The following is a 26,698-nucleotide window of genomic DNA, read 5'->3' on the forward strand; positions in this document are numbered from 1 at the left end:
AAATATGTGACCCTAAAAAACGAATTAAGGCAATCTACGCCTAAAAATAGAGCTAAAAATCATATAGATAGCAAAAACTAGGAAACCGTAACAGATTATAGCTATCTTGAAAAAGTAATAGAGCCCAGTAAAAAGAAACTGGAGGATCTTTTCTTTTGTTATTTTGTCATCTTCTACTGGAACCTCTTCAGAGTCAGGATCTTCTGGAACATCTATCTTTGCAAAAAAGAAATCTCTATAACTTTTTCTTTTTGTTTCAGCATATTCATATATACCGACAAAGAAGTTACTTACACCTTCTGGTATATGGTCTTTTACAAAATTAGAAAGATTCTCTGTGTTTTTTAGGACTTCTTCTGTGCTATTTTTTTCTTGTGCAAATCCAAAGTTTGGCAAAAATATTGTGAGTGCCAAAAATAATATAAATACTTTTTTCATCATATCTTGTTTTCTATATCACCTATTTCGTTTCCTATTTCTACCTCTGCTTGATCAAGATCTTCTTGGAAATCTTCTAGGAATTCTTTTTCTCTTTTTCCATCAAGACTATTTGATCTAGATGCTACTTCTAATTCTGTATCTACCCGCTCTCCTAGTGCGTCAAATTTCTCTTCGTTTTTCTTCTCAGCTTCTTTTGCTTCTCTGAATATAAGTGTCCTGTATTTCTGGAATGAGCGCAGAAGTATCACAAACAAGAATCCGATTATGATTATGACTATAAGTAGCAGTATAAGTGGGATTAGGTACTTGATTATGCTTCTTACAAACATAACAAACTTACCAGCCAGAACCTCTACACTTATTTCAGGTAAGTATGAGCTCTCTGCTCCGTTTTCTAGGACAGTTTTTACTCTAAGCGTATATTTACCACTAGCCCAGTTAACACTTGTATTTAGACTAAATCTTCCAGTTTCAGAAACCTCTACTTTTAGAAGTAAGTCTGCGCCACTCCTTTTTGGTCTAGCCAAGAAAGAGTTGAATAGGCCGCCAGACTGACTAACAGCCTCTATATATACAAAGCTTCCAGGTACACCAGAACCAGAAATAAAGAATTCACCTGTAGAAGGTATTTCTTGGGTGTACTTGTCTACAGTTGGAAGTGGAACTTTTTCAATCGTTACATAAGCTCCATTTGAAGAATAGTTCCCAGCCTTATCTACTGCTTGTACAAAAACAAGTTTTTTACCTGGAGAAACTACAGGAGAGATATAGTCTTCTTCTCCTTCTTTCTTCCAAACAAACGGCTCACTTCCACCGATGCTTATAGTGTAATAATCAACACCAGAAGTATCGTCGCTAGCTTCTATGAACGCGTGTAGTGTCGAGTCTTGGTAACCTGGTTTTTCTATAACAGAAACAGCGTTTGGTGGAGTCGTATCTACTCCTATCCTAAAGTGTGATATATCTCCCCATCCAGAAGAGTTTCGCAATCTAACGTGTGCATACCACTCACCATCTGTAAGATCAGTTTTTGAGTAATTTGTAACAAGTCCTTTTGAAGAAGTTCCCGGATCACCTACGGGGTTTTTATCGACACTATAAGAAACTCCTGTAATTGTGTCGTCTATACCCCAAGAAATCGCTACATCTCCACTCTGATACCATGCAAACGGATTTGGGTGTGTAGAAGAAGAAATAATTGGCGGCAAAGGAGAAGAACTTGATCCAGCTGGAGTAGTTGCAACCGGCACACCTTCGCCTATGGTAAAACTTGCTGTTGGCAATGTTCCAGAAAGAACGTTTGAACCCAATCCATCGTTTGCCAAAATCGCAGCTCCAGTTATAGAAAGGTTGGCAACGGCGGAAGCCTTGGGAGAAAAGTTTATCGTTAGGATTTTACCAGAAGAACCTTGATAACCAGGATTTACAACCAACCCTTCAAAAACTACAGTTGAACCGTCGACTTTTGGACTAACAGTCCAGAAATTAACAATAGAAGAAGAAATAGAAACAGAAGAAACATTCAAGTAAGAACTAGGAAAATTTATCTTGCCAGAGAAGGCATTGATAGCCTCGGATGGACTATTTACATAGAGACTTACAGAAAAACTCTGCCCTATCTTATAAGCACCAGAAGAAGGAGAAAAAGTGAAATTTGCCCCAAAGGAAGTAAGTGGAAAAAAGAGTAGTATCAAAAATATGGCTCTCCTCAGCATCATACAAGAATTATAACTTATTTATTGTCTTTTTGTCTCTTTATTTTCCCTACAAAGTAGAAGAAAAGTAGAAGTAGTACAAAGATAAGTAGATATGTATATCTAATATCCAATCCAGAAATAACAGCTGTGGTTATATTGCCAGCATTGTCTACCGCTCTAACTCTAATCCTAGATTTGAGTGATTGATCCTCTAGTAAATATGGACTTTTTGCTCTAACCCATGGGCCCTTGCCCTCTTTGACTTCATAATACGCGATGCCTGTTTCTTTGTCTGTGGTTTCAAATATAAGGAAGTATCTTCCATCAAATGCGTTTGGACTGTTGGTTATTATCGAAGAAAATGCTTCTGGTCCACGAGTGTCTATTATAATGCTGCTCATTTTTTGTCCTCCTACTTCTGAAACAGCAAAAGAAAATGAATCACTAGAAGTTTTTAGTTTTGTACCGAGACCGTCATTTTTGTAAACTTCAGCTTTTGATATATCGATTGTACCGGAACCTTCTCTTAGTGGTTTAAAAACGATTCGGAAAAGTTGTCCTGGTTTTTTAGTGTTTGTTATAGGATCGATTGTTCCAGAAAAACCTCCGGCCATGATTCCAGAAAACTGGATACTAGATCCAGAAATATTTGGAGATTCAACCCAACCAGTCGCAACAGTAAGTCCGTTGTATATATCGACAACTTCTACTAAATCTTCTGGAAAAGTAAGCTCTCCTAGAAATGCATTTATTTCTTCTCCTTCACCGTCAACAAAAATATCTAGGTAGAAGTTTTTGTCTGGAGAAAGTATGGCGGGAGTTTCTGTTCCAAAACTTATAGACGCGGCATTTGCAAAAAACATTGGTATAGCCAACAAAGCTAAACTCACAGAAAATATTATATTTTTTGTAATTTTATATTTCATATTTAACCAGTCCAATAATAAGCAAGTATCGAGAAGTCTACGATTGTAACGATGCCGTCACCAGAAAAGTCTACGTTGCTAGGTGGAGACGGTCTGTAATACCAGTATGCGAGTATAGAAAAGTCTATAAGGTTTATACGACAGTCTCCGTTAAGGTCATATATACTTCCACAAGTTGGGTAAGCTTGATTTTCACTACCAACGTTGAAAAGTATACTTTTAGAATATGAAGTTGCTTCACCTGTCAAAAATGCTTGAGACTGTGCGGTATGAGAACCTATTTCAAGAACTGCACTAGAGAATGTATAAAGGTATATTCCGTTTTCATCACTTGCTGTATTGAAAAAATGCGGAACTTCTGAGTTTACGTTTATCAAAACTTCAGCATCTGGTGCAGTTTCTCCAAAAACAGACACCGTGTCTCCACGTTTAACGCTTATCTTATCTAGCGCAATAGTGGGAGCAATAAATATCCCAGATATATAAGTAGTAACACCGCTTGTTATATAAAGTGGAAATGTAAATGGCGTAGATCTTCTACCGTCGCTATCTTCTGCCAAAACAGAAAAAGTATAAGTACCAGTTGTCAGGTTTCCTACAAACACTGAGAAAAGTGCGTCTGGTCCAGCAATAGTCTGCACTACTTCTTCACCATCCTTGAGGATTATTATAGTTGAAAGCGGATATGCTCTACCGGAAAAACTAACTCCGGTTGGAGAAAAACCTCCACCACTACCTCCGCTTCCGCCACCTCCTCCACCTCCGCCACCTCCTCCTGGAGTTGTTGCACCGACAGTGGCACTTATACTGACCACGTCAGCAAAAAGTGAACTTGGAAGTGTCACGACAAGTGAAAACATAAACAAAAAAAACGAAGAAACAATAATTATGTCTTGATTCTTCGTTTTTTTATTGGTTTTGTTTTGTTTTTTAGAAAACATCTGGATTATCCAGCTTGGTTTTCACCTTCTGGACCCTGATGATGAGACTCTTCTTCTATTTCTTTTCTGATCTCTTCTTTCATTTCTTTGATAAGCATGTCCTTGTGTCTTCTAGTTAGTCTCTTGTATAGGAAGCTTAGTATAAACAAAGACACAATTACAACTATAAGTAGTTGCCATGGTATAATCCAAAATCCAAACTTTGCATTACTTTCTAGAGAATTATCTCCACCGTAAGTAAGTGATAGCTTAGCGTTGTAGTATCCAAAAGCAAAGTTTCTCCATTGATTCTTTACGTTCTGCCAGAAATTCATGTTTTCTGTTTCGGTGGAAAGTCCATTTTTACTTTGCCAAGAAACTTCAAACTTTCTGATTTGAGAAGGCAGAACGTTTCCGTCAACTATGTTTGCTGGAATTATAGCTTTTGTAAAACCAAACATGTGCTTTATTGTCACATCTCCTTCTGGTTTTATTCTGTCGTTACCACCATTTTGGAATCTATAGAACATGTCTACAGGTAGTGATGTAAAGAATTTCTTACCATCTGTACTAGAAAATTCTACTATTCCTCCGGCTTCATCTATCTCTCCATTTACTCTCAGAAGAACAAGTGTACCAACTTTGGCACCGATAGAAACTTGGCCTGTACCTGTGCTTGGTGGTTCATTGCTCCAAAAGATCGCAGCAAAATATCCTCCTGGATCTGCTGATTCTGGGACAGCTATAGTTACAGGAACAGTCTTGGACTCATTTGGATTAAGAATAACTTCTTGTGTTGTATATATCCAAGTAGCAAGGCCCTCTCCTCCACTAGTAAAGCTTGGTGTTCCACTTTCTCCTAGTGCTTCGAAGTTTTCAAACGAAACGTAAAAAGTTTTTGTTACTGTTTGGTCGTTGTAGAGTTTTAGTTCAGTATTTACTGTTTCTCCTGGATCTGCAGAAACCTCTATTCTTACAGGAGAAAGTGTCAGAGCGTCAGCAGTTCTAACTTGAAACAAAAACAGAGCAAAAATCGCAAAAAAAGCTGTGCTAATTACTCTAATTTTTGACATAAATAAATCCTCTAAAAATTAACTTTCTAATAAGCAGCTGTTGCTATATAAGTAACATCTGTTGAATATGATCCAGCTTCAGTAAGTGAAGAAATGTTAGCTAGATATGATACGCTGAGTGTCTCTGTTGCTGTAGGACCAGTTTCTGAAACTATTTCTGTTGCTGTAGATGCGACAAATGCAAAATCTGGGGTGGCATCTCTCTGATATCCTGATGCAATCGTAGCGTCACCATCAGTTGAGACAGAAAGTCCAAACTCTTCTGTTCCCGGGGTACCATCACCATCACCTGTTACAGATGCAACATCTATAGTATTAGCACCACTTGTAAGTGTTGCGCCATTATATGTTATCGAATATCCAGAAGAAGCATTTGTACCAACTGTCATAGTGTGCGCTGCTGTAGGAGTTGTTTCAGATGCATCGGTACCGTTTGTGTCACCTGTTGCCCATCTACCGGTAGATGCACTAAGAGTACCAAAACCGACTGTTGTATCGTCTACTGTAAATGTTATAGAAGGGTCAACTGTAGCTGTGATATTTACTGAGTCGTCAGCAATAATATCGATAGCAGCTGTACCAGAGTCTCCAAATGTTCCACCGATTGTTATAGAGTGATCGTTTCCAGCTACACCATTTGATATTTGGTTCGCACCAGTACCAGAAGATGTAGCATTTGTACCAACTTCTATCCTTACACACCTTGCTGCAGTTACAGTGTCTGTACCAGAAGTTATGGTTATAGTCTGACTGGCAATTGAAACACCCCATGTTGTACCAGAAGCAGATGCGGCTGTAGTCTTTTCTGTGTAACCGGCTGTAGTACAAGTACCTGAGTCTCCTTCTGCAAAGTCAACGTCATCTTCTACAATAGAACCAAGTCCTGTGAAGTCTGAGTCAAATGTAACCGTTATAGTCTCACCTGCTGCAACTCCAGACGGTGTAACAAAGTATATTGTGTGATTTGCTGCAGTAGATGCAGTAAGAGTAGAAAGAACATCTCTAAGAGAAGTTACAGATGCCGCGATAAGCATCTCTGGTCGAAGGAGTAATGCTCCAAACGCCATGACAACTACAAGGTATGAACCTAGTATTTTTGTTAAAAATTTTTTATTCATTTTATGTGTTTTTTAACTTATAAGTTTTATACCCTTATATTATAATACTTATCCTTCTTACCTTCAAGACTTTTCCACAATAGAGTCTTAGAAATTACCTGTAACTATATAAGTTACATCTGTAGAATAGTTATCTCCTGACACAGTAAGTGAATTTATGTTGGCTATATAATAAGCCGATATAGTCTCTGTACTAGAGACTGCCGATGTTTTAGAGACTATTTCAGTCAAAGTATTGGCTACCCAGCTCCAATCACGGCTTGCAGGAGTAGCGTTGTGATCATACCCAGAAGCAATCGTACTAGATCCATCTGTAGAAAGCCCCAAACCAAACGCCTCTGTAACACCAGGGTCTCCATCCGCATCGTTTGTTATAGAAGCGGCATCTATATCATCCGTACCACTCTTGAGTAAATCTCCAAAATATGTGAGTGAGTACCCAGAGGAAGCTGATGTTTGTATAGTAAATGTATGAGCTGCAACGTCAGAAGATGAACCACTCAAATCTCCAGTTGCCCACCTTGCATTTAGGATTGTAAGTGGACCAAATCCTATAGTTGTGTCAGATATCGAGAATGTAAGTGACGCATCAAACCAACAAGAGTCGTTGTTACCACTGTTGGTAGAGTTTGTTGGGGACATCTGTATAGCTGTACCCTCACAACCTCCGTCTTGAACATCGGCATAATCAACACTCGCTGTACCTGTCGGGTTGAAGTTGAACTGTGTACCGCCAGAGGTAGACCTTATAGTTATAAGGTTTCCACTACTACCTGTTACGGTAAATGTACCTGTTACCGTGTATATTGCACTACCTGTTATAGAAAAGTTGACTTGTTTTGCAGCAGTATGAGTAAGCGTGAGGTCATAGAAAGAAGTTGTACCAGAAATAGTTGCAGTGTTTGCCCCATTAAAAACGAGAGAAGAAGTATCTGCTGAAAAAGTTCCAGCATTACTAAAGTCTCCAGTTATCGTAATAGTTGATCCGTTGGCAGTAAATGTTCCAGCTTGTATATCTATAGAACCGACATCGAGGTCATAAGTATCATCAAAAGTGTTGAATCCACTTCCTCCCTGCATTGTAAGTGTTCCGTTTATAGTAGTAGATTGCTCCATCGCTTTTGTTGCACTAACAGAACTTATAAGAACATTGTAGTAAGTATAAGTACCAAGACCCTGATTTACGTTTGCATCAAAATCTACTGTCGAATCAGTATTGAGTGTTACTGTTTCGAAACTAGAATAGTTACTATCTAACGCGCCTGGTCCACTTTGGTCCACTTTGATTGTTGCAGCGTTTACAGTAAGTGTATTTGTACCAGAACCTGTTATGGTATTACCGTCAGGATCAACCGTTCCAGCCGAGACTGTAAAATTGTTTGTTATACCCGTAGTCGCTGCGAGTGTTTTTGTTCCAGAACCATTTACAACAAGGTCATAAAAACTTGTTGTGTTTGAGTCTGTTATAAAGACATCTCCGGCGCCTGTAAGTTCTACACTAGAAGTTCCCGCAGAAAAAGTTGCTGATGAACCTCTTGTAAAAACAGTTCCGCTTGTGGCAGTAAGATATATTGTAGATGCGTTTGCAACAAATATAGCACTACCAGCGTTAGTTATTTCAAGTTTACCGGTAGATAGCGTATAGTCGGAATCAGTGCTCAATGTGCCATTCAAAACATTTGTAGTACCTGCCGCATTTACAGTAGTTGTCCCTGTTAGTACATATGTTTCAGATGCGTTGCTTACAGAAAGATTGTAGTAGTTTACAGAACTAGCAATAGAAGTGTTTCCTCCTCCATTATTTCCCGTGTATATAACAGTAGAAGTTCCTTCGTTAAAAGTACCAGAGTTTGTAAGCGGTGTTCCATCTGTTCCTGTAAGAGTAAGAGTTATCGAGCCAAGTGTTATTGTGCCAGATGCACCAATATCAAGGTCAGCAACCGTCAAATCAAAACTTGGAGTAAATGTTCCAGCTGTAAGAGTAAGTGTAGAATCAAAAGTAGATGAATCCGCAAGTGCCCAACCTCCACCAGATCCGTTGAATGTAACATTGTCGAAGTTTTCTCCACCATCTGTAATAACATGACCTGTTGCAGTCGCAGTAAACGTAGTTGTCTGTGAACTAGAGTAACTAAACGTACCTTCGTTTGTAAAATCTCCTCCAACAGAAAGTGCATTGGTTCCCATCGAAAGTGTTCCTGTCCCGTCTATATGAATATCTCCATCTTTCGAAGAAGACGATGAAGAAGGTGAAGTGGTTACAGTACCACCAGGTGTAAATGTTGAACCGTCCAATATATGTAGCTCTACTCCGTCTTCTACAGTCAGAGTATCTGGAGAAGAGTCAACCGCATCATAAAGCATGTTTGTATCGTCTGTAGTACTGTCATAATCTACAAGATCAAGTATTGTGGCCGGACCTGCATTCTTGTGACCAACTACAACAGTGTCATAATAAAGATCCATTCCCACATCACCACTACCACTTGAAACATACACAAGGTTGGCTTTGTTGGTACCCGTAGTATATATGCTTATGGTATCTCCAGCAGAAACTGTTACTGAAGAAAAAGTATATGTACCGTCGGAACTAGAGCAGGTTGTAGTTTGAGCTGTTCCACCGTTTACTCTAAGTGATACGTTTGCGGTAGTTCCGTCACAGTCACCACCGTTCCCAGTTGTTGCGGCTGTAGATTCGTCAGATTTATAAACAGTCCCTGAGACACCAGATCCAGCACTAATCGTAACAGAAGGATATGAACAAGTAGAAGAAAGACAATCTGTAGTACCACTAGCTTGATATCGCCATACTGGTGTAACCATATCTACATCATATGCTCGGAAATAATATGTAGCAGAAGTAACATTCTCGGCTTTTAGTGGATAATCATACTCTGTTATAGCAAGACCAGTGTTGTCCATGTTACTTCCTGCTGTAGCATCCTTGTCAGATATGTATGCACCAGTTTCTGTAGAACCGGTAAGATTACTTGTGGCGATAGCAGTATTGTCAGAACAAGATCCACAAGTCTCACCGCTTGTAGCATAACGCCACACCGCACTTGTCTCACCTGTATCACCTACATCGGTCCATGTTGCAGTAAGTGAATCTGGATCGTCAGTGGTCCATTGAAGCTTCTTACGTAAATCCGCACCATCCAAACTACCAGTTTCAACAAACTGATATCTTAGTCTTATAAAATCTTCTGCTGCCACTCCAGTAGCGGTAGCGTTTTCTGCCGCTATACCAGTAGATGGAGTGTTGGAAGTATAGTCACTGTAGAACCTCCAGTTTCTTCCCCATGGAGAATAAAACTTCCAAGCAAAATCATATGGATAAGAAGCTCCAGCAGGATCAGTACCTGGAGCATTATTATTTGGGCAAGCTACTCCATAGTTTGTAAGATTTGTTTCGAGGTCAGCGTTGGCGGTAGAAAGCCCAGCACCAGTCCAAAGCTGAGCATACAAATCACAGTCCACGTCAGAAACAGCAATCATTATGTCATCTGCATTTGGTGATCCCCAAGCTTTTACGTTTAGGGCGTCGTCAGATGTTGTAATACCTGTTCTGGTTTTTGACCCCCATGTACCTGATGGGGTAAATGTAAAGTAGTTGTTTGTTCTAGTTGTGCCCGCGTCGTTGTAAACATGTAAACCCTCTCCGTTGAATCTTTCAAACGCAGTATACGCCTGCATACTAACAACTGTTTCTGTTGCAGTGTCAGGACAGTCTGTCACGGCACACACAGTCCAACCATCAGTAGAATCATCTCCTCTCCACACAGCAGAACGGGTATCGTTACCTTGGGCTGAAGTTGTAACTAGAACTCTCGAACTTGTAGGGTCGGCTTTGGAAACTACCCATTGTCCGTTGGAGCTAGTAGAATATGCGGTACTTTCGCCACTCCAACCAGTATCTACGTTGTAAGTTCTGTATTTTATAGCACCAGTTGTAGAGTCAGCATATGAAAGAACGAAGTTGTCTGTAAACTGCCAGTTACCATCAAAACACATTGCAAACTGACAAGCTACTGCCATAAGAGTTTCTATTGTAGTACCCGAATCCCAAGATGATCCATCCCAATAATATGCAAACAAGTCTCTGTTTGCGTCTATAACCAAAAGCATCATTCTATCGGCTCTTTCTGACGCAAGATTATATCCGGAAGCAACCAATCTTATACCCCAAATAGCACCGGCCGAACCGGGAAGATCTATTTCGTTTGTTGCACTAGGTGTACCTGGTGAAGAATCTGGTGACCAAGATGATCCATCCCAAAGTGCATAGTACACTTTGTCTGATACGTTATCAGAATATGCAACCATCGCTCTTCCTGAAAGAGCTTCGTAAGCTATATCAAAAGTTCTAAGACAAAAGCTTCCTGTTCCTGGAGTGTTACATGTTTGGGTGGCGGAGGTACCTGGGTTATTCCATTGTGCTGTATAGTCACCATTGGCATCACAACCTGTAGTACATGTTTCTACATAGAGTGATCCGTCAACTTTAAGTGTTCCTATCATGATCTCTTCTCTGACTGGAGATGTATCTGCTATAACCCACTGAACATAACTCGTGTTTGAGGTTGCTCCGTTTATCTCTGTTGCAAATGTGCTCGGGTTTGTAAAAACTCTTGCTCGGAGCACTCCCTGACTCGAGGCATTTGTATCGCCGTAATACATAACACCATTGTTGGCCACTGCGTCAGAGGCTATCTGCCAGTATCTTCCCTCTTCGAAGAAAACCTCTTCACCAAACCGGAAACTAAGCGGACCTATCAAAAATAGTTCTGGTGAGATAAGTGGTGCCTTGAACCTATAACTTATAGTTGCAGTTTCTCCTGCGGTTAGAGACAGGCTCCATCTTATTTCTTTCTCTCCAAGGTTTTCTATTATGTTGTTATAAGGTATACCTTGAGAACCTTTTCTTATATCAAAACTTAGCGGGACTCTTTCTATAACTGTTCCACTCCAGTCTTCTGTTGCAGTAACTTTGAGAGTGACAGAATATTCTGCTTTCGGGTTTATTCTAGTAGGAGCAATTCTTTCTACATCGAACACTACTCCTTCATCTACCATAAATGAATCTTTGACTGTTTTTTGCCCATTGGCTGTTATTGCAGAAAGTGTAGTTTTGTATTCTCCTTCGATTGTTGTATCGAAATATGCGTAGTAGTCTGGAACACTTATTATGTTGTCAGGACCACACTCTTCTTCTCTTGTTATTGTTCCGTTGTCTGTAGACAGCGTTGAGATATTTCCGTCTGGATCTGTAACATACATGGTTAGATCAGCATCACAAACAGTTCTACCTCCATCATCCAAAACTCCCATTTGTATATAAGAAGTCATGCCAGGGTAGTACACTGATCTGTCGAAGTTCACCGCCAAAACTCCCCAACTAAAATCTTTCTGAGTTGTAACTTTTGCTTGTGGTGTATCGACAGAAACTTCTATTGTGTATCTTCCTGGTTTGAAATCTCTCTGGTTTTTATCTACAACGATTTGAGTTTTTTCTATTCCTTCATAGAGAACTTTTTTAAAACTATAAGAAAGATCTACCATGTCTCCATACGGGTCAAATATAACTACACTTATATCTTCTGGTTGCTCAATATCCTCTAGGAAAACTACGTCTTCTTCTCCTGCAAATAGATAGTTTAGTGGACTTTCTATCTGAACTGTTTCTGGAACATATACATCTTCTTCTACAATTTCTTCTTCTGTAGTGTCGGTTGTTTCTATAACTTCTTCTGTAGTAGTTGCGGTATCTGGAAGTTCTATAACTTCAGGAGTTGGTTCCTCGGCAACTTCTTCAGGCAGAGTAGTTTCTTCAACTACTGGTTCTGGTTCTGGAGTTGGTTCAGGTGCAGGAATTTCTTCTTGTGCTTTTACCACTCTTGTTATTCTCTTCCAGAAAGAAACTGTTTCTTCTGGGACTGGTTCTGGTGTTGGTTCTTCTTCGATAACTGGTTCAGGTTCTGGAGTAGGAGTTTCTTCAACTACTGGTTCTTCTGGAGCGACTGGAGTTTCTTCGATTGTGTCGGGCTGTGATATTTCTTCTACCACTTCCTCTGTTGGAGTTTGTTCAACTGTACCCTGACTTTCTTCTAGAGTTTGCTGGTCCGCTCCATCGCTTTTTTCTATTATGTCTTTTGCTTTGTTTATTATCTGTTCGGTTTTTTGTTCTAGTTTTTGGTTCAAAACATTTTGGTCTTTTTCTTCTAGACTTTTTACAACTTCACCCAAGAGCCCGTGTTTATCTTCTAGAACATCGGCTTGTTGTTTTGAAACCAAGTCTCTCGCGTCTTCGATTGTCAAAAGTGGTTCGCTTATGATAAAGCTTGGACTTTGGTTTAGTGTGAAGTCTTGGTCTACTTCAACTATATCTTGTGGGTCTTTGATGAAAACTTCTGGAGCGTCGTCAATAGGCAGAAGTGTATCGTACTCTACATCGATAGACATACCATCTAGGAAGAAGTCCATGTTACTGTCTATGTTTGCAAGTGGTACAACTCTTATCTGTATGTTATCTATATTCTCCCACTTTCTGATCAGACTCTTGTCTACTTCAAAAGAAGGATTTGGTAGTGAGTCATAAGTCACAACACCGACTTCTTGCCAGTTGAATCCGTCGAGTGAAAGGAAAACTTTCAAGTACGGAGTCGATGTGTCTTTTGCGTTTTTTGTCTTTACTGTTTTTTTAGAAGACTTTGAAGCCGGTGTAGTTTCTTCTACGACTTCCTCACTTTCGGAATCTGTAATCTCTTCCGAGTTTTGTTCTTCAATTGTCTCAGCGGTCTCAATGATCGTCTCTTCTACGACTTCCTCAGTCACTTCTTCCGGTGCAGTAGTTTCTTCAACTACTGGTTCAGATTCTGGAGCTGGTTCAGGTTCTGGAGCTGGTTCTGGTGTTTCTTCTTGTGCTCTAACTACTCTTGTTATTCTCTTCCAGAAAGAAACTGTTTCTTCTGGAGTTGATTCTGATGCTGGTGTTTCTTCGATGGCTGGTTCAGGTTCTGGAGTAGGAGTTTCTTCAACTGCTGGTTCTTCTGGAGAAACTGGAGTTTCTTCAGTTGTATTGGTTTCTACGACTTCTTCTTTCTTTTCTGGTATTTCATTTATACTTCCACCTCCTTCTAGAATATCGTCAACGCTAGGTGCTAGTGCGTCTTCTATGTTTTGTTCTTCGTTTTCAATTTCTTCTTTTTCTACTTTAGTTGGACCGGTGTCTCTTATCTTGCCTTCTGGGAAAGCATAGAGACTCAAGTTCAAACTAAACTTTTCTGGAACTTTTTCATTTGGAATATCTCCACCGAAGTTACCACAATAAATATCTCCAGTAGAGTTTGCGAGTATTGCGGAGTATGAAGCGATTTCAGAATTCTTGGACGGCTCTTGAGGCGCTCCTTCTGCCCGGTCAGCATATTTCCAACTACCCAAACAATCTCCAGGGTAAAATGTTGCAATAGTTGCTCTACTTCTAAACGAGAAGAATGAACCACTCAAAATAGCGATAAGCATAACGGCGATGCTTATAAATCTTGTGTGAGGATGGTTCCTAAATGCCTGCCAATCTATCTTGATTATGGGTACTCTTTTTCTAAGAGAAAGGATTTTCTTTGCTGGATCAATAAAAAGACCCCCGACTTCATCTCGGTATACAGGCCTTTTTTTATTTACTTTTTTTCTCTTTTTGCGGAAATTTAACATGAAAAATATGTCGAATCCCAAACAGACCTAACAATAGAAATTATAGCACCAAAACCCCTGATTTTATATAAGGTTTTTAACCCTTTATTATTTTGCTGGGTCTCTTGGACAAAGTTAGAACCTCTATTTTATTAGAAAAGACGGTATTTTCTTACACCACCTTTACTATTTAATTAATTTATCTTTTGTAACTCTAGGTATTAACAAGAATGTTTTAGATTTTCTGTTATAGGACTTTATTTCTCTTGCCTTTATGTGAGTATTTCTTTCTAGAAACTCGTTGAATGATTTGTACTCCCCAGTTCCTTTTATATCCATATCGTATAACTTCCAATCATCTAAACAAACAATAGCTGGTTCCGTTATCATTGGAACCAAGAAATCAAGGACAGTTTTTGAAGAACTATAAGTGTCACAGTCAATAAAAATAATTCCAATATTTCCTATGTCGTGTCTCTGTATTATTTCATCATTAAGAGTTTCGTTATACCAACCCTTTATCCAAGTTACTTCATCAGGATTCACATCTCTTCTTTTTAGACAATCCTGCATCTTCTCAAAAGAGCATACATAAAAACCTTTTTGTAAAACATCGTGCTCTTCATCAGTTCCTGATGGTAGTCCTTGAAATGAGTCAAACCCAAAAAATCTCATATTGTTCAAACCCAACTTTTTTGCCGTCAAATATGCACTCCCTAAAGAAGAACCGTTAAAAACACCAAACTCAAAGTAATCCCCGATGTCCTCACCTTTTATTGCTTGTAATCTTTTAATGCAACTCTCAAAGAAAATTTTTAAGGTTTCTGGTGGAACAAGGTTTATTTTGCAAATATCATCAATGTGTCCTTTTGTCCAAGGTGAACCAGGAACAGGATTGAACTTTCTATACAATTTTTTTAAAGCCCTCGTCAGCTTTGAATATCTATAACTCATATTCAGTATAATATGACAAAAAGTTCTACCTTCCAAGACACCTGCTTGAAAATATATTGAAAAACAAAGCTAAAATAATTTGCTGCCCGGCAAGGACTCGAACCTCGATACCTTGGACCAAAACCAAGTGTCCTACCATTAGACGACCGGGCAATATTTATTTTGCCCGTCGACTAGACGCCTGTCCGCCCCTGACTACCATCAGGCAGGTTTGGCGGAACCGGGCAATAACAAAGGCAATACTAACAGAAAAAGCTATATTTTTCCAGTCCTTACCAAAGTAATCAGCAATTAAAAAGCCGGTGTAACCCACCGGCTTTACTGTGCAAGAAACTTTTTTAGAAGATCGCTTCGACCACGAATCCTTAGTCTCGTAATGGCGTTGTCTTTGATCTGACGCACCCTTTCTTTAGTGACTCCAATACTATCCCCAATCTCATCAAAATAATAAGATCTTGAAAAGCCTATCCCGAAAAACATTTTTAGGACAGTTTTTTCTCTTTCAGTAAGCACCGAAAGAACGTTTTCAACTTCGGCAGAAAGAGACTCTGTATAATCAACTTCTCTATCTGGAGGAGGAGAATTGTCAGCAACGAGTTCGCCAAGTTCTGAAGCGTCTGGATTTGACTCGTCAACGGTAGCATTTAGTGAAACGGACTTGAGAGAAACACTCATGGTCAGCTTGATTTCTTCAAGTCCCAAACCAACCATGGCATCTTCCAACTCTTCCATTGTCGGCTCACGCTCATATCTTTGTTCCAATTCACTGAAAGCCTTGTTGATTTTGGAAATATTGCCGACCTTATTGAGTGGCAATCTCACAATCCTTGAATTTTCTGCCAAAGCTTGGGTTATTGCCTGCCTGATCCACCAAACAGCGTAAGAGATAAACTTGAAACCTTTGGTTTCGTCAAATTTCCACGCGGCCCTAGTAAGACCAATGTTTCCCTCGTTGATAAGATCGTTGAGAGAAAATCCAGCATGTTGGTATTGTTTTGCAACAGAAACAACAAACCGAAGATTTGCTTTGGCCAACCTTTCGACAGCTTCAGGATCTTTATTTTCCCTGATACGTTTTGCAAGCTCAACCTCTTCTTCTGGTGTAAGTAGATCGATTCTTGAAATCTCTTGAAGGTATTTCTCAAGAGACTCACTTTCTCGATTGGTGATCTTTTTTGTTATTTTCAATTGTCTCATGAGGAACTGTTTATTTACTAAAAATTTAATATCAAAAGGCACAAAAGTCAAATATGGTATAATTCACGATATGAAAAAATTTATTTTGGTGCATCGTTGGAGTGGCGGACCAGAAGACGACTGGAGGCCTTGGCTCAAAACAGAGTTAGAAAACTTGGGGTGCGAAGTTCTCGTGCCAGAGATGCCAGAGACTGATACTCCCAGAATAGATGCTTGGGTTTCGCACTTGGAAAATATATCTGGAGAAAATCTAGAAGATACCTATTTTGTCGGACATAGTATAGGAGGACAAGCGATCATGAGGATGATAGAAAAATCTGACAAAAAAGTTGGTGGAGCGTTTTTTGTTTCTGGTTGGTTCAATCTCGAGAACTTGGAAGACGAAGAGGTAGCAGAAATTGCAAAGCCGTGGATAGAAACACCGATAGATACAAGTAAACTAAAAGAACTTATTCCTCATACTTCTCTTGTTATTTCTGACAATGATCCATTTGGATATTTCGAATATAACAAAGAAAAGTTTTCTGAAATTGGCGCAAACATAGTGGTTCTACACAATGCTGGTCATATAACCGAAGACGATGGATACAAAGAACTACCAGAGTTATTAGAAGAAATAAAAAAGATTTTATAAAATATGAAAAACGCGATTATATTATACGGGATGCCAAGCAAAGAGGGTCATTACAATCCGTCATATCCATCAAACTCAAACGCACATTTTGTACCATGGATACAAAGACAACTTATTTTGAAAGACATCTTGACTCAAACACCAGAAATGCCAGTCCCCTACAATCCAGAATATAGTTCTTGGAAAGAAACTCTAGAATACTTCCCTATAAACGAAGAAACGATACTAGTAGGACACTCTTGTGGTGGCGGGATGATACTGCGATACCTTTCGGAAAATGACATAAAAGTTGGCAAGGTTGTACTTGTCGCGCCATGGATTGATCCAAATAAGAGTTATCTCAAAACTGGAATGTTTGATTTTGAAATAGACAAAAACATTTTGGACAAAGTAGAGAGTCTAGATATCATGTATTCACTAGATGACGAAGAAGATGTTTTGGAAACAATAAAAATCCTCAAAGACCGCATTCCAGGCGCGAACTATCACGAATTCACCGACAAGGGTCACTTCTGTGAAGAAGATATAGGTCTAGAGTTTCCAGAACTCAAGAAGATTCTACTCGACTAAGAAGTAGCTTCGCTACAAATCTCTAGTATTGCAATCTCTAGTGGAAGAGATGGTACAGGTGCGTATCTTATATCGTGAAGTGTTCCGATAAGTTTTGCGAGAGACGATGAAGTTATAGTTTTTGATTTTGCACTACCGATAGACATAAGAAAATCTATGTCTTCTTTACTGTATGAGTCGGCAAAGTCGGCTAGAAGTTTTGGTGCGTATCTTGCGATAAGAGCCAGTCTAAACTCTGCAATAAAAAGTCTGTAAAATATCTCTACATCTCGCCCCATCTTGGATTCTTCTCTTATTATAGAAAGCGCGTCTTCTACTCTAGATTCTGAAATAGCACTCAACATATTTCTTATAGAAATCTTTTTCGGTGCTCCGGTTATTTCTGCAACGTGATCAAAGTTTATCTTTTTCTCATCTGTAGAAATAAGAACTTTCTGCAGGTTGGACAATGTATCTCGAAAAGACCCGTCTCCTAGAAACGCGATTAGTTCTGCGGCATCTTTGTCGATAGAAACTTTTTCTTTTTTGGAAACAGAAGTTACAAGTTCTTCTAGCACAGCTTCACCTGGCTTTTTGAAATCATAAGTAACGCAACGAGAAACTATAGTTTCTGGTATCTTTTCAAACTCTGTCGTTGCCAGAACAAAGAACGCGTATGCTGGTGGTTCTTCTATAGTTTTCAAAAGTGCGTTGAACGCATCTTTGCTGAGCATGTGCACTTCGTCGATTATGTATATCTTGTAGTCAGAAGCAAATGGTACAGAAGAAACACTTTCTTTGATACTTCTTATATCGTCTATACCTCTGTTTGAGGCAGCGTCTATCTCGTATATATCTTCTTTTTTTATTCCTAGTTCTGTCGCAAGTATTCTAGCAACACTAGTTTTTCCTGTTCCCCTTCCTCCAGAAAATATAAAGGCATGAGGCAAATCTCCGCTCTTGATAGCGACTTCGAGGCCTTTGACTATATGATCTTGACCTATAACGTCGGCAAATTTTAGAGGTCTATATTTACGATAAAGCACTTCTTGCATTAGAGGATTATAACCTGTTTTTACCCTTTTTCAAAAAATAAAAAATCCGACCATGACGGCCGGATTTAGGACTTGAGGAGAGGTATTGGTGGTATGTTGTTCACCCAAACTTTTTTCTCTTCATCAAACTCTTGCACCCTCATAAACTCGCAAGACATAAGTCTTTGGAGAGTCATGAGGTTTCTGATCGTCACCACATCTTCCAATTTGTCTGGAACAGGAAGATTGATAACAAAATCAGATTTGCGCAAAGAAAGTGAAGTATTGATGACTCTGGTAGAGAGTTCACGTCTGAGTGGAAACCATCTTTCTTGTGCGAGACTTACTCGAACAATGTTTTTGGTTTCGAGAAACACGCTGTGAACCCTGATCCCAAAAGCTTTGGTATTTTGGGCAACACTTTTTACCTTGTGCACCAACTCTTTCTCCTCCACATCAGTCAATGTAACTGACGGGATAAGAGTGACAGTGCCTACAGGTAAACCTTTCTCCTTAAAAATTTTTTCCAGCTCCTCTTGAGGGTAGCCGGAAATGAGTGCGACTACGCGGAGCTTTTTCATGTGATGGAGCTTTATTTGCCCTATTTATAACACAGTAGTACCTAAATGCAAAGTTTCGATATAGTCCTTGACAACACTCTCTACATCTTGCGAATTTTGGCATTCCATAAGTTTGATGCGGAGTTCTTTTGCTCCGTTCATACCAGACGTATATGCTTTGAAGTGTTTCTTCATATGATCAAAGCTTTTTACCTTTGTAAGTTTTTGTTCAAATAGTTTTGAGTGCTCTACAAGAACAGTTAGTCTTTCTTCGTCAGAAACAGACGATATCGTGTATTTGTCTTCACCTTGGATTTTTCTAACCCAAGATCTTGGTAACAAACTTTGAAACGGTATTGTTGTATATCTACCTTTCTTTTTTATATTTCTATTGGAATCAAATATCCAAGGGTTTCCAAACATGGCTCTACCTATCATCACCCCGTCACAACCAGAAAGTTTTATTTTTTCTTCAGCATCAGAGAGTGATATGGCGTCACCGTTACCTATGATGAGTGTATCTTTTCCCATTTTGTCGCGAAGTTTTACGATTTGTTTTATGCGAGACCAATCAGCAGGAACTTTGGACATTTCTTTTCTAGTTCTTGCATGAACAGTAAGAGCGGGCAAATCTAACTCCAGAAGATTCTTGATCCATGTATCTATCTCTACTTTGTTATAACCAACACGAGTCTTTACAGAGATAGGGATATTTGGAGCGCCCTCTCTTGCTGCCATGACTACCGACTTGGCAATTTCAAAATCCTTGATCATCGCTGCGCCACTACCACTTTTCTCAATCGCCTTATCTGGACAACCCATGTTTATATCGATCCCATCGAATCCCAAGTCTTGGCATATCTTCGCAGCTTTTCGCATAAATTCTGGTCTAGACGAGAAAAGCTGCGCCACGATTGGCCTCTCGACTTCCCCAAAAGAAAGGTCGATAAGTAGATTCTCTCTACCTTCTGAAACTAGTCCGTCAGCAGAAGTAAACTCTGTCCAAAAAACATCTGGACCACCGCCAGACTCACCCTTTCTAGAATACTTGGCGATTATTTCTCGAAACGCTGGGTCAGTAACGTTTGCCATAGGTGCCAAGCAAAAAAAAGGCTTATTTAGTTTTTTCCAAAAATTATTCACAAGTGATTATCTAAACTTATAGTAAACTTTGTCATCAAACCTTATATCAAGATATTCAAGATTTGCAAAGTATTCTTTTTTCGAAGAAGAAAGTGGTTCTGTGCCAAGTGCAGAAGATAGCGCTTCTAGTCTATCTTCCCAACCACCGTCGTATGCAAAATACATATTTGAAAAATTATCATAATACGAGAACACTAGCTCTGCTTGTTTCTCATCCCCAAAACTTATTCTTCTAGACTTGAGCCCAAGTGTATCGAAAACTATTATATGTTTTTTGATTATTTCAAAATCTTCTTCTCCTAGAACAAAGTCCCCTATTCCTTTCTCTATTTTTTCTGTAGTTTTACTTGAATCAAGGATAATAAAAACAGAACCTATTATAGTCGGAGCTTCTTCATATATATAACCTTCTTCGGAAGTATAGAAACACTCTTCCATATCTTCTTCTAGAGAGTTACACCAAACAAAAAGTGGATCGTATTCCAAAACAGATATGACTAACTTTCCTCCTCTTTTTTTGAATTCTATTTCTTGTATTTTTGTAAACTCTACAGACAGCCTGTCTTCTATCTTGTTTTTGGGTAGAAGAAACTTGGAATCTCCCGGCAAGATACCTAGAAGCATTCTTTCTTCTAGAATTTTTTCTGTTTCTTGTTTCAAGAGATTCGCATCTATAGAACCGGAGTCTTTGATCTCGACGGATTTGATTCTAGCGAAATCTTGGTTGAGTAGCACTAGAAGACCAACAAAAAGCACAAGAAACAAAAAAGAAAACAAAATATTCTTGTTTCTTTTTTGAAGTTTCTTTTTTCTCCTTATCTTTTGGATGTGCGGAGTTTCTATTGATTTCCTTTTTGACATAACAAAAGGATTTATTATCTTTCAATAAAATCTTTTCCTATGTATTTCTTGAGAACTTCTGGCACGCGGATTTTTCCGTCTTCTGTTTGATAGTTTTCTATGATTGCTGTGAGTATTCTAGGCGTTGCAACTGCTGTATTGTTGAGAGAGTGAACGTATCTATTTTTTCCTTCGTCGTCTTTGTATCGTATGTTTAGTCTTCTAGATTGGAAATCGTGGAAGTAAGAAGAAGAGTGAGTTTCTCTGTATTTATTTTGAGAAGGAACCCATACTTCTATATCGTATTTCTTTACTTGTCCTAGACCCAAGTCTCCACCACAGTTTATAACCACTCTATAATGAAGTCCGAAATCTTGGAGCATCTCTTCTGCGTTTTTTGTAAGTTCTTCGTGGAACTTTACACTTTCTTCATGTGATGCTTCACAGAGCACAACCTGCTCTAGTTTAAAAAACTCGTGAACTCTTATAAGACCCTTCACATCTTTTCCATGACTTCCTGCTTCTCTTCTGAAACATGGTGAGAAGGCTATCATTTTTTTTGGAAGTTCTGCTTTGTCCAAGATCTCGTTTCTATAATACGCCATAGTTGCAACTTCTCCTGTTCCGGCCAGGTATTCTTCGTCTTGAGTTTTGTACAAGTCTTCTTCACCATTAGGAAGATAACCTGTTCCATAAAGAGTTTCTTTGTTTACAAGAGACGGAACTATCATAGGAATGAATCCTTTGCTTACCATCTTTTCCATCATGTACTGCCAAATTGCAAAAGAAAGTGTTGCACCCTCGTTCTTCAAGAAATATCCTCTGAAGCCAGAAACTTTTGTTCCTCTTTCGAAGTCTGCAAGATCAAGAGACTCCATAAGTTCTATGTGGTCTTTTGGAGTAAATGAAAATGTTGGCTTCTCTCCTACTTGTTTTACTTCTTGATTGTCTTCGTCTGTATTTCCATCTGGAACAGAAACATCTGGAACGTTTGGAACCTCGAGCATAAGCTTCTGCCAAGACACCATAACGTCTTTGAGTTCTTCTTCGAGTGAAGAAAGTCTGGTTTTGACTTCTTTCATTTCTTCTATAAGTTTATTTCTTTTTTCTGGATCAGATTCTGAAGATATGGATTCAGACGCTTTGTTTTGTTCAGCCCTGAGAGGTTCTACCTGGCTTAGAAGATCTAGTCTTTTGTCATCAAGCGCCAAAAGCTCGTCCAAATCAACCTTGAACTTCTTTTTAGAAATGGCTTCTTTTACTACATCCTTGTTCTCTCTTATAAACTTTATATCTAGCATAAGTACTGCTCATTTTAGCAGTAAATGATAAAATCACAAAATGGATCAAAAGATAAAAATACTAAGGGGCGAGGACATCCCAAAACGACTTCTGGAGATTCCCAAACCTCCAAAAGCCATAAGTATAAGAGGTGCCCTCCCAGAAGAAAGTATGATTTATCTCACAGTTATAGGTTCTAGAAAATACACTCGGTACGGAAAGGAAGTTATAGAAAAACTAATCTCTAGTCTCCGAGGAAGAAATGTAGTTATAGTCTCTGGACTTGCTCTCGGTATAGATTCTCTTGCACACGAAGAAGCTATAAAGAATGGACTCAAAACAATCGCCTTTCCGGGATCTGGACTCGACCCGAAAGTCATATATCCAAGAACAAACTTTTCTCTTGCAGAAAAAATAGTTTCTTCTGGAGGCGCACTCGTTTCGGAGTTTGCACTAGATCAGAGAGCGACCCGTTGGACATTTCCACAAAGAAACAGACTCATGGCAGGAATATCTGACGCGATTCTTATAATAGAAGCAGAAGCAAAGTCGGGCTCACTCATAACAACAACTCTAGGACTAGACTACAACAAAAACATCCTTACAGTTCCAGGGCCTATATTTTCTGAAACTTCGATTGGAACAAACAATCTATTGAAACAAGGTGCAACACCGATAACAAATGCCAAGGATCTACTAGAAGCTCTGGGTCTTGCAGAAGAAAAAGATACAGAAGAAGAAATAGATCTAGAAGATCTAACGGACGAGGAAAGAACATTGCTCGAAAATCTAAAAGAACCGAGAGATAAAGATGAACTCATAAGACTCTCTGGTATGCCAGCATCAAAAGCACAGATAGTTATAACAAGTATGGAACTAAAAGGTCTAATAAAAGAAGAGTTGGGCGAAATAAGAAGAAACTTTTGAAATTGACAATTAAAGGTTTGTACTGTAAAAATATATAAAATAAATTACATTTTGTATGGAAACAATGCTTAGGCTTCTTACTTTAGCATGCTTACTTGGATCGGTTTTTATCATCTTTATAACTTTTCATTTCTTTGTAAAAAGAAGGCGGCTTATTCTTAAAAAGAAGAGTTTGAGAAAAAAGATATTAATTTTGAGAGAAAATGTTAAAAGATATGAATGCGTACTTTCTCCCTTAGAAGATGGTAACTTTATAACAAAAGTAAAAACACCATATTTTGAACAACTTATTTCTAGGCTTAACTATTACTCAAGACTAAATCTCACAAGCAAAGAAGAAGATTTTTTTCTAAAGCACGTTGGAGAAGTGTTGAATAAAAGAATAGATAATCTAGAAATATTTGTTATAGGAGACACGTCAAAAGGTGAAAAATTACTAAGACAAGTCGAAGGCAAAATCCTTCTAAGCCGTTTGTGAAATAACGGCTTTTTTCTTTCCACAAATTTGCAAAATATTTGAATCCGTAGTATTAGTGTATTCATTTGGATATGAAAACAAAAACAGCAAAAACATTACTTATAGTAGAGTCGCCGTCAAAAGCAAAGACAATAGAAAAATATCTTGGAGGAGATTATGTTGTCAGAGCTTCTGTCGGTCACATCCGAGACTTGCCGAAAAACAACAAAAAAGCTATCGACATAGAAGCTGGTTTTATTCCCCATTATGAGAAGTCTCCTGGAAAGATAAAAGTCATAAACGAACTCCAAAGCTTGGCTGAAAAATCAGACTCTATAATACTAGCAACCGACCCCGACCGAGAAGGTGAAGCTATTTCTTGGCACTTACAGCAAATACTCGGCGAAGACAAGAAAATCAAGGCTCCTATAAAAAGAGTGGCTTTCAACGAAATAACAGAAGACGCTATAAAAGAAGCTCTCAAAAAACCTCGTGATATAGATGAGAAACTAGTAAAAGCACAAGAAGCGCGACGCGTACTAGACCGTCTTGTAGGATATGACCTGTCTGGTCTTATATGGAAAAAGGTTCGATACGGACTTTCGGCTGGTCGTGTACAGTCACCCGCTCTCAGAATCATAATGGAACGAGAGAGAGAAATACGTGCATTTATACCAGAAAAGTATTTCGTGATAGAAGCAGATACAAAAACAAAAAAGGGTGAAGCTTTGCCACTTACATATGACGAAGAACCTAGAGATGAAAAACTGGTAGATGAAATACTAGAAAAAGGTAATAGTGGCAAATGGTTAGTAACTGATCTCAAAGAAACAGAGCAAAAAAGATCTCCTCGTGCACCATTTACAACATCGACTCTTCAACAAACAGCATCTACAAGACTCGGATTCTCTCCTTCTAGAACTATGGGAGTTGCACAAAAGTTGTACGAAGCAGGACATATAACATATATGAGAACTGACTCAACAACCCTATCCAAGCAAGCTATCGGACAAATAGTTGGAGAGATAACAAAAAGATTTGGAAAAGAATTTGTAGAAGTCAGGGCCTTCAAAACAAAATCAAAAAACGCCCAAGAAGCACACGAAGCAATAAGACCAACTCATGCCGACAAAATATCTGCAGGAACTACAGAAGAACAAAAGAAACTCTACAAACTTATATGGGAAAGAGCTGTTTCTTCTCAGATGGTGGACGCAAAAGTTTTGCGAACAAAAATAACAGCAGAAATAGATGGAGAAAAATTCAAAGGATTCTCTATCAATGGATCTAGAATAATTTCTCTTGGTTGGCTGAGTGTAGACACTGGCGCAAGAGGCGAAGACGTAGAACTACCAAAAGTTTCTGTCGGAGAAGAATTGAAACTATCTGAAATAAGAAAAATAGAAAAAGAAACCCTCCCACCAAACCGCTACAGTGAAGCCGGGCTAGTCAAAGAACTAGAAGCACGAGGTATAGGTAGACCGTCTACATACGCATCTATTATGAAAACTCTAGAAGATAGAGGTTATGTAACAAAAGAAGGTAGAACGCTATTCCCTACAGATACTGGAGATGTCGTTTCTACATTTCTAGAAAACAACTTTACAGAATACATATCTGACACATTTACAGCAGAAATGGAAGACGAATTAGACGAAATCGCAGACGGAAAAAGAGAGTACGAAAAAACCCTAGCAGACTTCTATGGTCCATTTACAAAAGAAATAAAAGAAAAAGACAAACTAGAAAAAATCACAAACCTTGGTGACGCTCCAAAAGAGTTTCCTTGTCCAGAATGTAACGCTCCGATGATCATAAAACTCGGAAAAAATGGAAGATTCATGTCATGTTCCAGATTCCCTGACTGTGCCGGGGCCAGAACAATAGAAGGAAAAATAATGGAAGGACCAAAAGAGATAGGAGAACCTTGTCCGGAATGTGGAGAAAAACATGGAGGAAAACTTGTAATAAGAGAAGGTAGATTCGGAATGTTTATTTCTTGTTCAAGATATCCAAAATGTAAATTCATAAAAGAAGACGAGGAAGAAAAGAAAAAGAAAATGACAGGTGTAGAGTGTCCGGTTTGTAAAAAGGGTGAAATGATGGAACGACGCGGAAGATTTGGAGTATTTTATTCTTGTAGCAATTATCCAGATTGTAAAAACGCTATCAAGGCAAAGCCAACTGGAAACATATGTCCAATATGCAACTCGCTAATGATGCAAGGCACGAAAACGATTCCAGAACGTTGTAGTAATAACAAGTGTCCAAATCATCGTCCTGATAAATTAAACAAAGTTAATTAGTGCCGAAGTCCCGTATCAAATTGAATTATATTTAATATTCAATTTTGGTACCGGGAGAAGGCACAAAGACTATTCCAGAAAGATGTAGCAACAAAGCATGCCCGATGCACAATCCTCACAAAATGAAAAAGCCCGCAATGCGGCGGGCTTTTGGTCAATCAATTTCGTACTCAACACCGAAAGTAAAACTTTCGCGATTGATTTTTCTTGAATATCTACCAAAAACAATATTTACGCATAGATACTGTATATTATCGGTCGATACGTAAAGGTTGGTGCATGGCAAATCTCCAATGATGGTTATTATAACGACTTCCCCAATCCCGCGGATAGAAAGTGATATTTTGTCTATATCAGAAAGATCAGCAATCTTTTTCTCCATTGGTCTTTCTTTTATCTTAAACACATTGATAGCTTGCCTAACAATCCTTCCAGATGAATCCAAGACTTCTACGTGTATATCTTCCTCAGGATGTAAAATTTTTAGAAACGATCGAAATCCTGGTCGATACAATAGATCTTTTGATTGATCATTTCCGTAAATCTTAATTATCTCTTTCAAAGATCTTTCATAGACAACAATGTGTCTATGAATATCGAGATTGTATGGCGGCCTGATTTCTTTTGACAAAAGATTCATTTCTATACCATCTCCATCTACAAAGGGTTCGTACACCAAAAAATCTGATTCTTTGACGAAGCCGTTTCTTGGAAATCCGTCTGGATTCTTGCCATAACACGGAAAGCAAACAAAACTTCCCCCTCTTTCTATACCATTCCCAAATTCAAAATAGGGGAAAAAAATATCAAAATTAGGAGCAGTACTCCAGTGCTCTATACACCCCCCAACTTGTCTTACAAGAATCGAGGCCAAGCCATTTCTTATTTCCATGGTGCAATTTATTTTTCTTAAAATTACCACCAGACGTAACAAAAATCAACAAAAATCGTT

Annotated in this window: 20 protein-coding genes and 1 tRNA gene; 5 read left to right on the top strand and 16 right to left on the bottom strand. The window is 38.7% G+C overall.

Annotated elements, in window-relative coordinates; all coding sequences use genetic code 11:
- Nucleotides 1-24: 24 nt before the first annotated feature.
- The 10 genes from H6791_01215 to H6791_01260 all read right to left on the bottom strand — a co-directional run bounded on the left by H6791_01215 (nt 25) and on the right by H6791_01260 (nt 16,015).
- The gene (locus tag H6791_01215) at nt 25-441 is read right to left on the bottom strand and encodes a hypothetical protein (GenBank protein ID USN95033.1); all 417 of its coding nucleotides are present in this window, start codon (nt 439-441) and stop codon (nt 25-27) included.
- The gene (locus H6791_01220) at nt 438-2,159 is read right to left on the bottom strand and encodes a hypothetical protein (protein ID USN95034.1); all 1,722 of its coding nucleotides are present in this window, start codon (nt 2,157-2,159) and stop codon (nt 438-440) included. The genes H6791_01215 and H6791_01220 overlap by 4 nt, the downstream gene beginning before the upstream one ends.
- A 14-nt stretch (nt 2,160-2,173) precedes the next feature.
- Nucleotides 2,174-3,028 carry a hypothetical protein gene (locus H6791_01225; protein ID USN95035.1) on the bottom strand — a complete coding sequence of 285 codons (855 nt, stop codon included), beginning with the start codon at nt 3,026-3,028 and terminating at the stop codon, nt 2,174-2,176.
- Between the two features lie 38 nt (nt 3,029-3,066).
- A complete protein-coding gene (locus H6791_01230; protein USN95036.1) occupies nt 3,067-3,924 on the bottom strand; it encodes a hypothetical protein in 858 nt (285 codons plus the stop codon).
- Nucleotides 3,925-4,010: 86 nt separating this feature from the next.
- The gene (locus H6791_01235) at nt 4,011-5,057 is read right to left on the bottom strand and encodes a hypothetical protein (GenBank protein ID USN95037.1); all 1,047 of its coding nucleotides are present in this window, start codon (nt 5,055-5,057) and stop codon (nt 4,011-4,013) included.
- Nucleotides 5,058-5,083: 26 nt separating this feature from the next.
- Nucleotides 5,084-6,175 (bottom strand): hypothetical protein, encoded by a 1,092-nt coding sequence (locus tag H6791_01240; protein ID USN95038.1) that lies wholly within the window; start codon nt 6,173-6,175, stop codon nt 5,084-5,086.
- An 87-nt stretch (nt 6,176-6,262) separates the two neighbouring features.
- Nucleotides 6,263-13,885: a hypothetical protein gene (locus H6791_01245; protein USN95039.1), complete on the bottom strand. Its 7,623-nt coding sequence runs from the start codon at nt 13,883-13,885 to the stop codon at nt 6,263-6,265.
- Between the two features lie 165 nt (nt 13,886-14,050).
- Nucleotides 14,051-14,818, bottom strand: coding sequence for a hypothetical protein (locus tag H6791_01250; protein USN95040.1), 768 nt, complete (start codon nt 14,816-14,818; stop codon nt 14,051-14,053).
- An 82-nt stretch (nt 14,819-14,900) separates the two neighbouring features.
- Nucleotides 14,901-14,971: transfer RNA gene (locus H6791_01255), tRNA-Gln, on the bottom strand.
- A 165-nt stretch (nt 14,972-15,136) separates the two neighbouring features.
- Nucleotides 15,137-16,015, bottom strand: a complete 879-nt coding sequence (locus H6791_01260; protein USN95041.1) for a sigma-70 family RNA polymerase sigma factor — start codon at nt 16,013-16,015, stop codon at nt 15,137-15,139.
- Between the two features lie 70 nt (nt 16,016-16,085).
- Between H6791_01260 and H6791_01265 the strand changes: the two genes are divergently transcribed.
- The gene (locus tag H6791_01265; protein USN95042.1) at nt 16,086-16,649 is read left to right on the top strand and encodes a serine hydrolase family protein; all 564 of its coding nucleotides are present in this window, start codon (nt 16,086-16,088) and stop codon (nt 16,647-16,649) included.
- Between the two features lie 3 nt (nt 16,650-16,652).
- Nucleotides 16,653-17,219, top strand: a complete 567-nt coding sequence (locus H6791_01270) for an alpha/beta fold hydrolase (protein USN95043.1) — start codon at nt 16,653-16,655, stop codon at nt 17,217-17,219.
- Here H6791_01270 and dnaX read toward each other — a convergent pair.
- The 5 genes from dnaX to serS all read right to left on the bottom strand — a co-directional run bounded on the left by dnaX (nt 17,216) and on the right by serS (nt 22,076).
- Complete coding sequence (gene dnaX, locus H6791_01275) at nt 17,216-18,253, bottom strand: DNA polymerase III subunit gamma/tau (GenBank protein ID USN95044.1); 1,038 nt, start codon at nt 18,251-18,253, stop codon at nt 17,216-17,218. The genes H6791_01270 and dnaX overlap by 4 nt on opposite strands.
- Before the next feature lie 65 nt (nt 18,254-18,318).
- Nucleotides 18,319-18,813: a hypothetical protein gene (locus H6791_01280; protein ID USN95045.1), complete on the bottom strand. Its 495-nt coding sequence runs from the start codon at nt 18,811-18,813 to the stop codon at nt 18,319-18,321.
- A 24-nt stretch (nt 18,814-18,837) separates the two neighbouring features.
- On the bottom strand, nt 18,838-19,884 hold the full coding sequence (locus H6791_01285; GenBank protein USN95046.1) for a tRNA-dihydrouridine synthase: 1,047 nt from the start codon (nt 19,882-19,884) through the stop codon (nt 18,838-18,840).
- A 57-nt stretch (nt 19,885-19,941) separates the two neighbouring features.
- Nucleotides 19,942-20,796, bottom strand: a complete 855-nt coding sequence (locus H6791_01290; GenBank protein USN95047.1) for a hypothetical protein — start codon at nt 20,794-20,796, stop codon at nt 19,942-19,944.
- A 14-nt stretch (nt 20,797-20,810) separates the two neighbouring features.
- Complete coding sequence (gene serS, locus H6791_01295; GenBank protein ID USN95048.1) at nt 20,811-22,076, bottom strand: serine--tRNA ligase; 1,266 nt, start codon at nt 22,074-22,076, stop codon at nt 20,811-20,813.
- A gap of 40 nt (nt 22,077-22,116) precedes the next feature.
- Between serS and dprA the strand changes: the two genes are divergently transcribed.
- From dprA to topA, 3 genes are all read left to right on the top strand, one after another.
- Nucleotides 22,117-22,983 carry a DNA-protecting protein DprA gene (gene dprA, locus H6791_01300; GenBank protein ID USN95049.1) on the top strand — a complete coding sequence of 289 codons (867 nt, stop codon included), beginning with the start codon at nt 22,117-22,119 and terminating at the stop codon, nt 22,981-22,983.
- 55 nt (nt 22,984-23,038) lie between these two features.
- Entirely contained in the window at nt 23,039-23,461 is a 423-nt protein-coding gene (locus H6791_01305; protein ID USN95050.1) for a hypothetical protein, read from the top strand.
- A 71-nt stretch (nt 23,462-23,532) separates the two neighbouring features.
- Entirely contained in the window at nt 23,533-25,746 is a 2,214-nt protein-coding gene (gene topA / locus H6791_01310; protein USN95051.1) for a type I DNA topoisomerase, read from the top strand.
- Between the two features lie 154 nt (nt 25,747-25,900).
- Here topA and H6791_01315 read toward each other — a convergent pair whose 3' ends face one another.
- Nucleotides 25,901-26,638: a hypothetical protein gene (locus H6791_01315; protein USN95052.1), complete on the bottom strand. Its 738-nt coding sequence runs from the start codon at nt 26,636-26,638 to the stop codon at nt 25,901-25,903.
- Between the last annotated feature and the right edge of the window lie 60 nt (nt 26,639-26,698).

The organism is Candidatus Nomurabacteria bacterium, assembly GCA_023898605.1.
Taxonomy (GTDB): Bacteria; Patescibacteriota; Minisyncoccia; order Phycocordibacterales; family UBA9973; genus HK-STAS-PATE-34.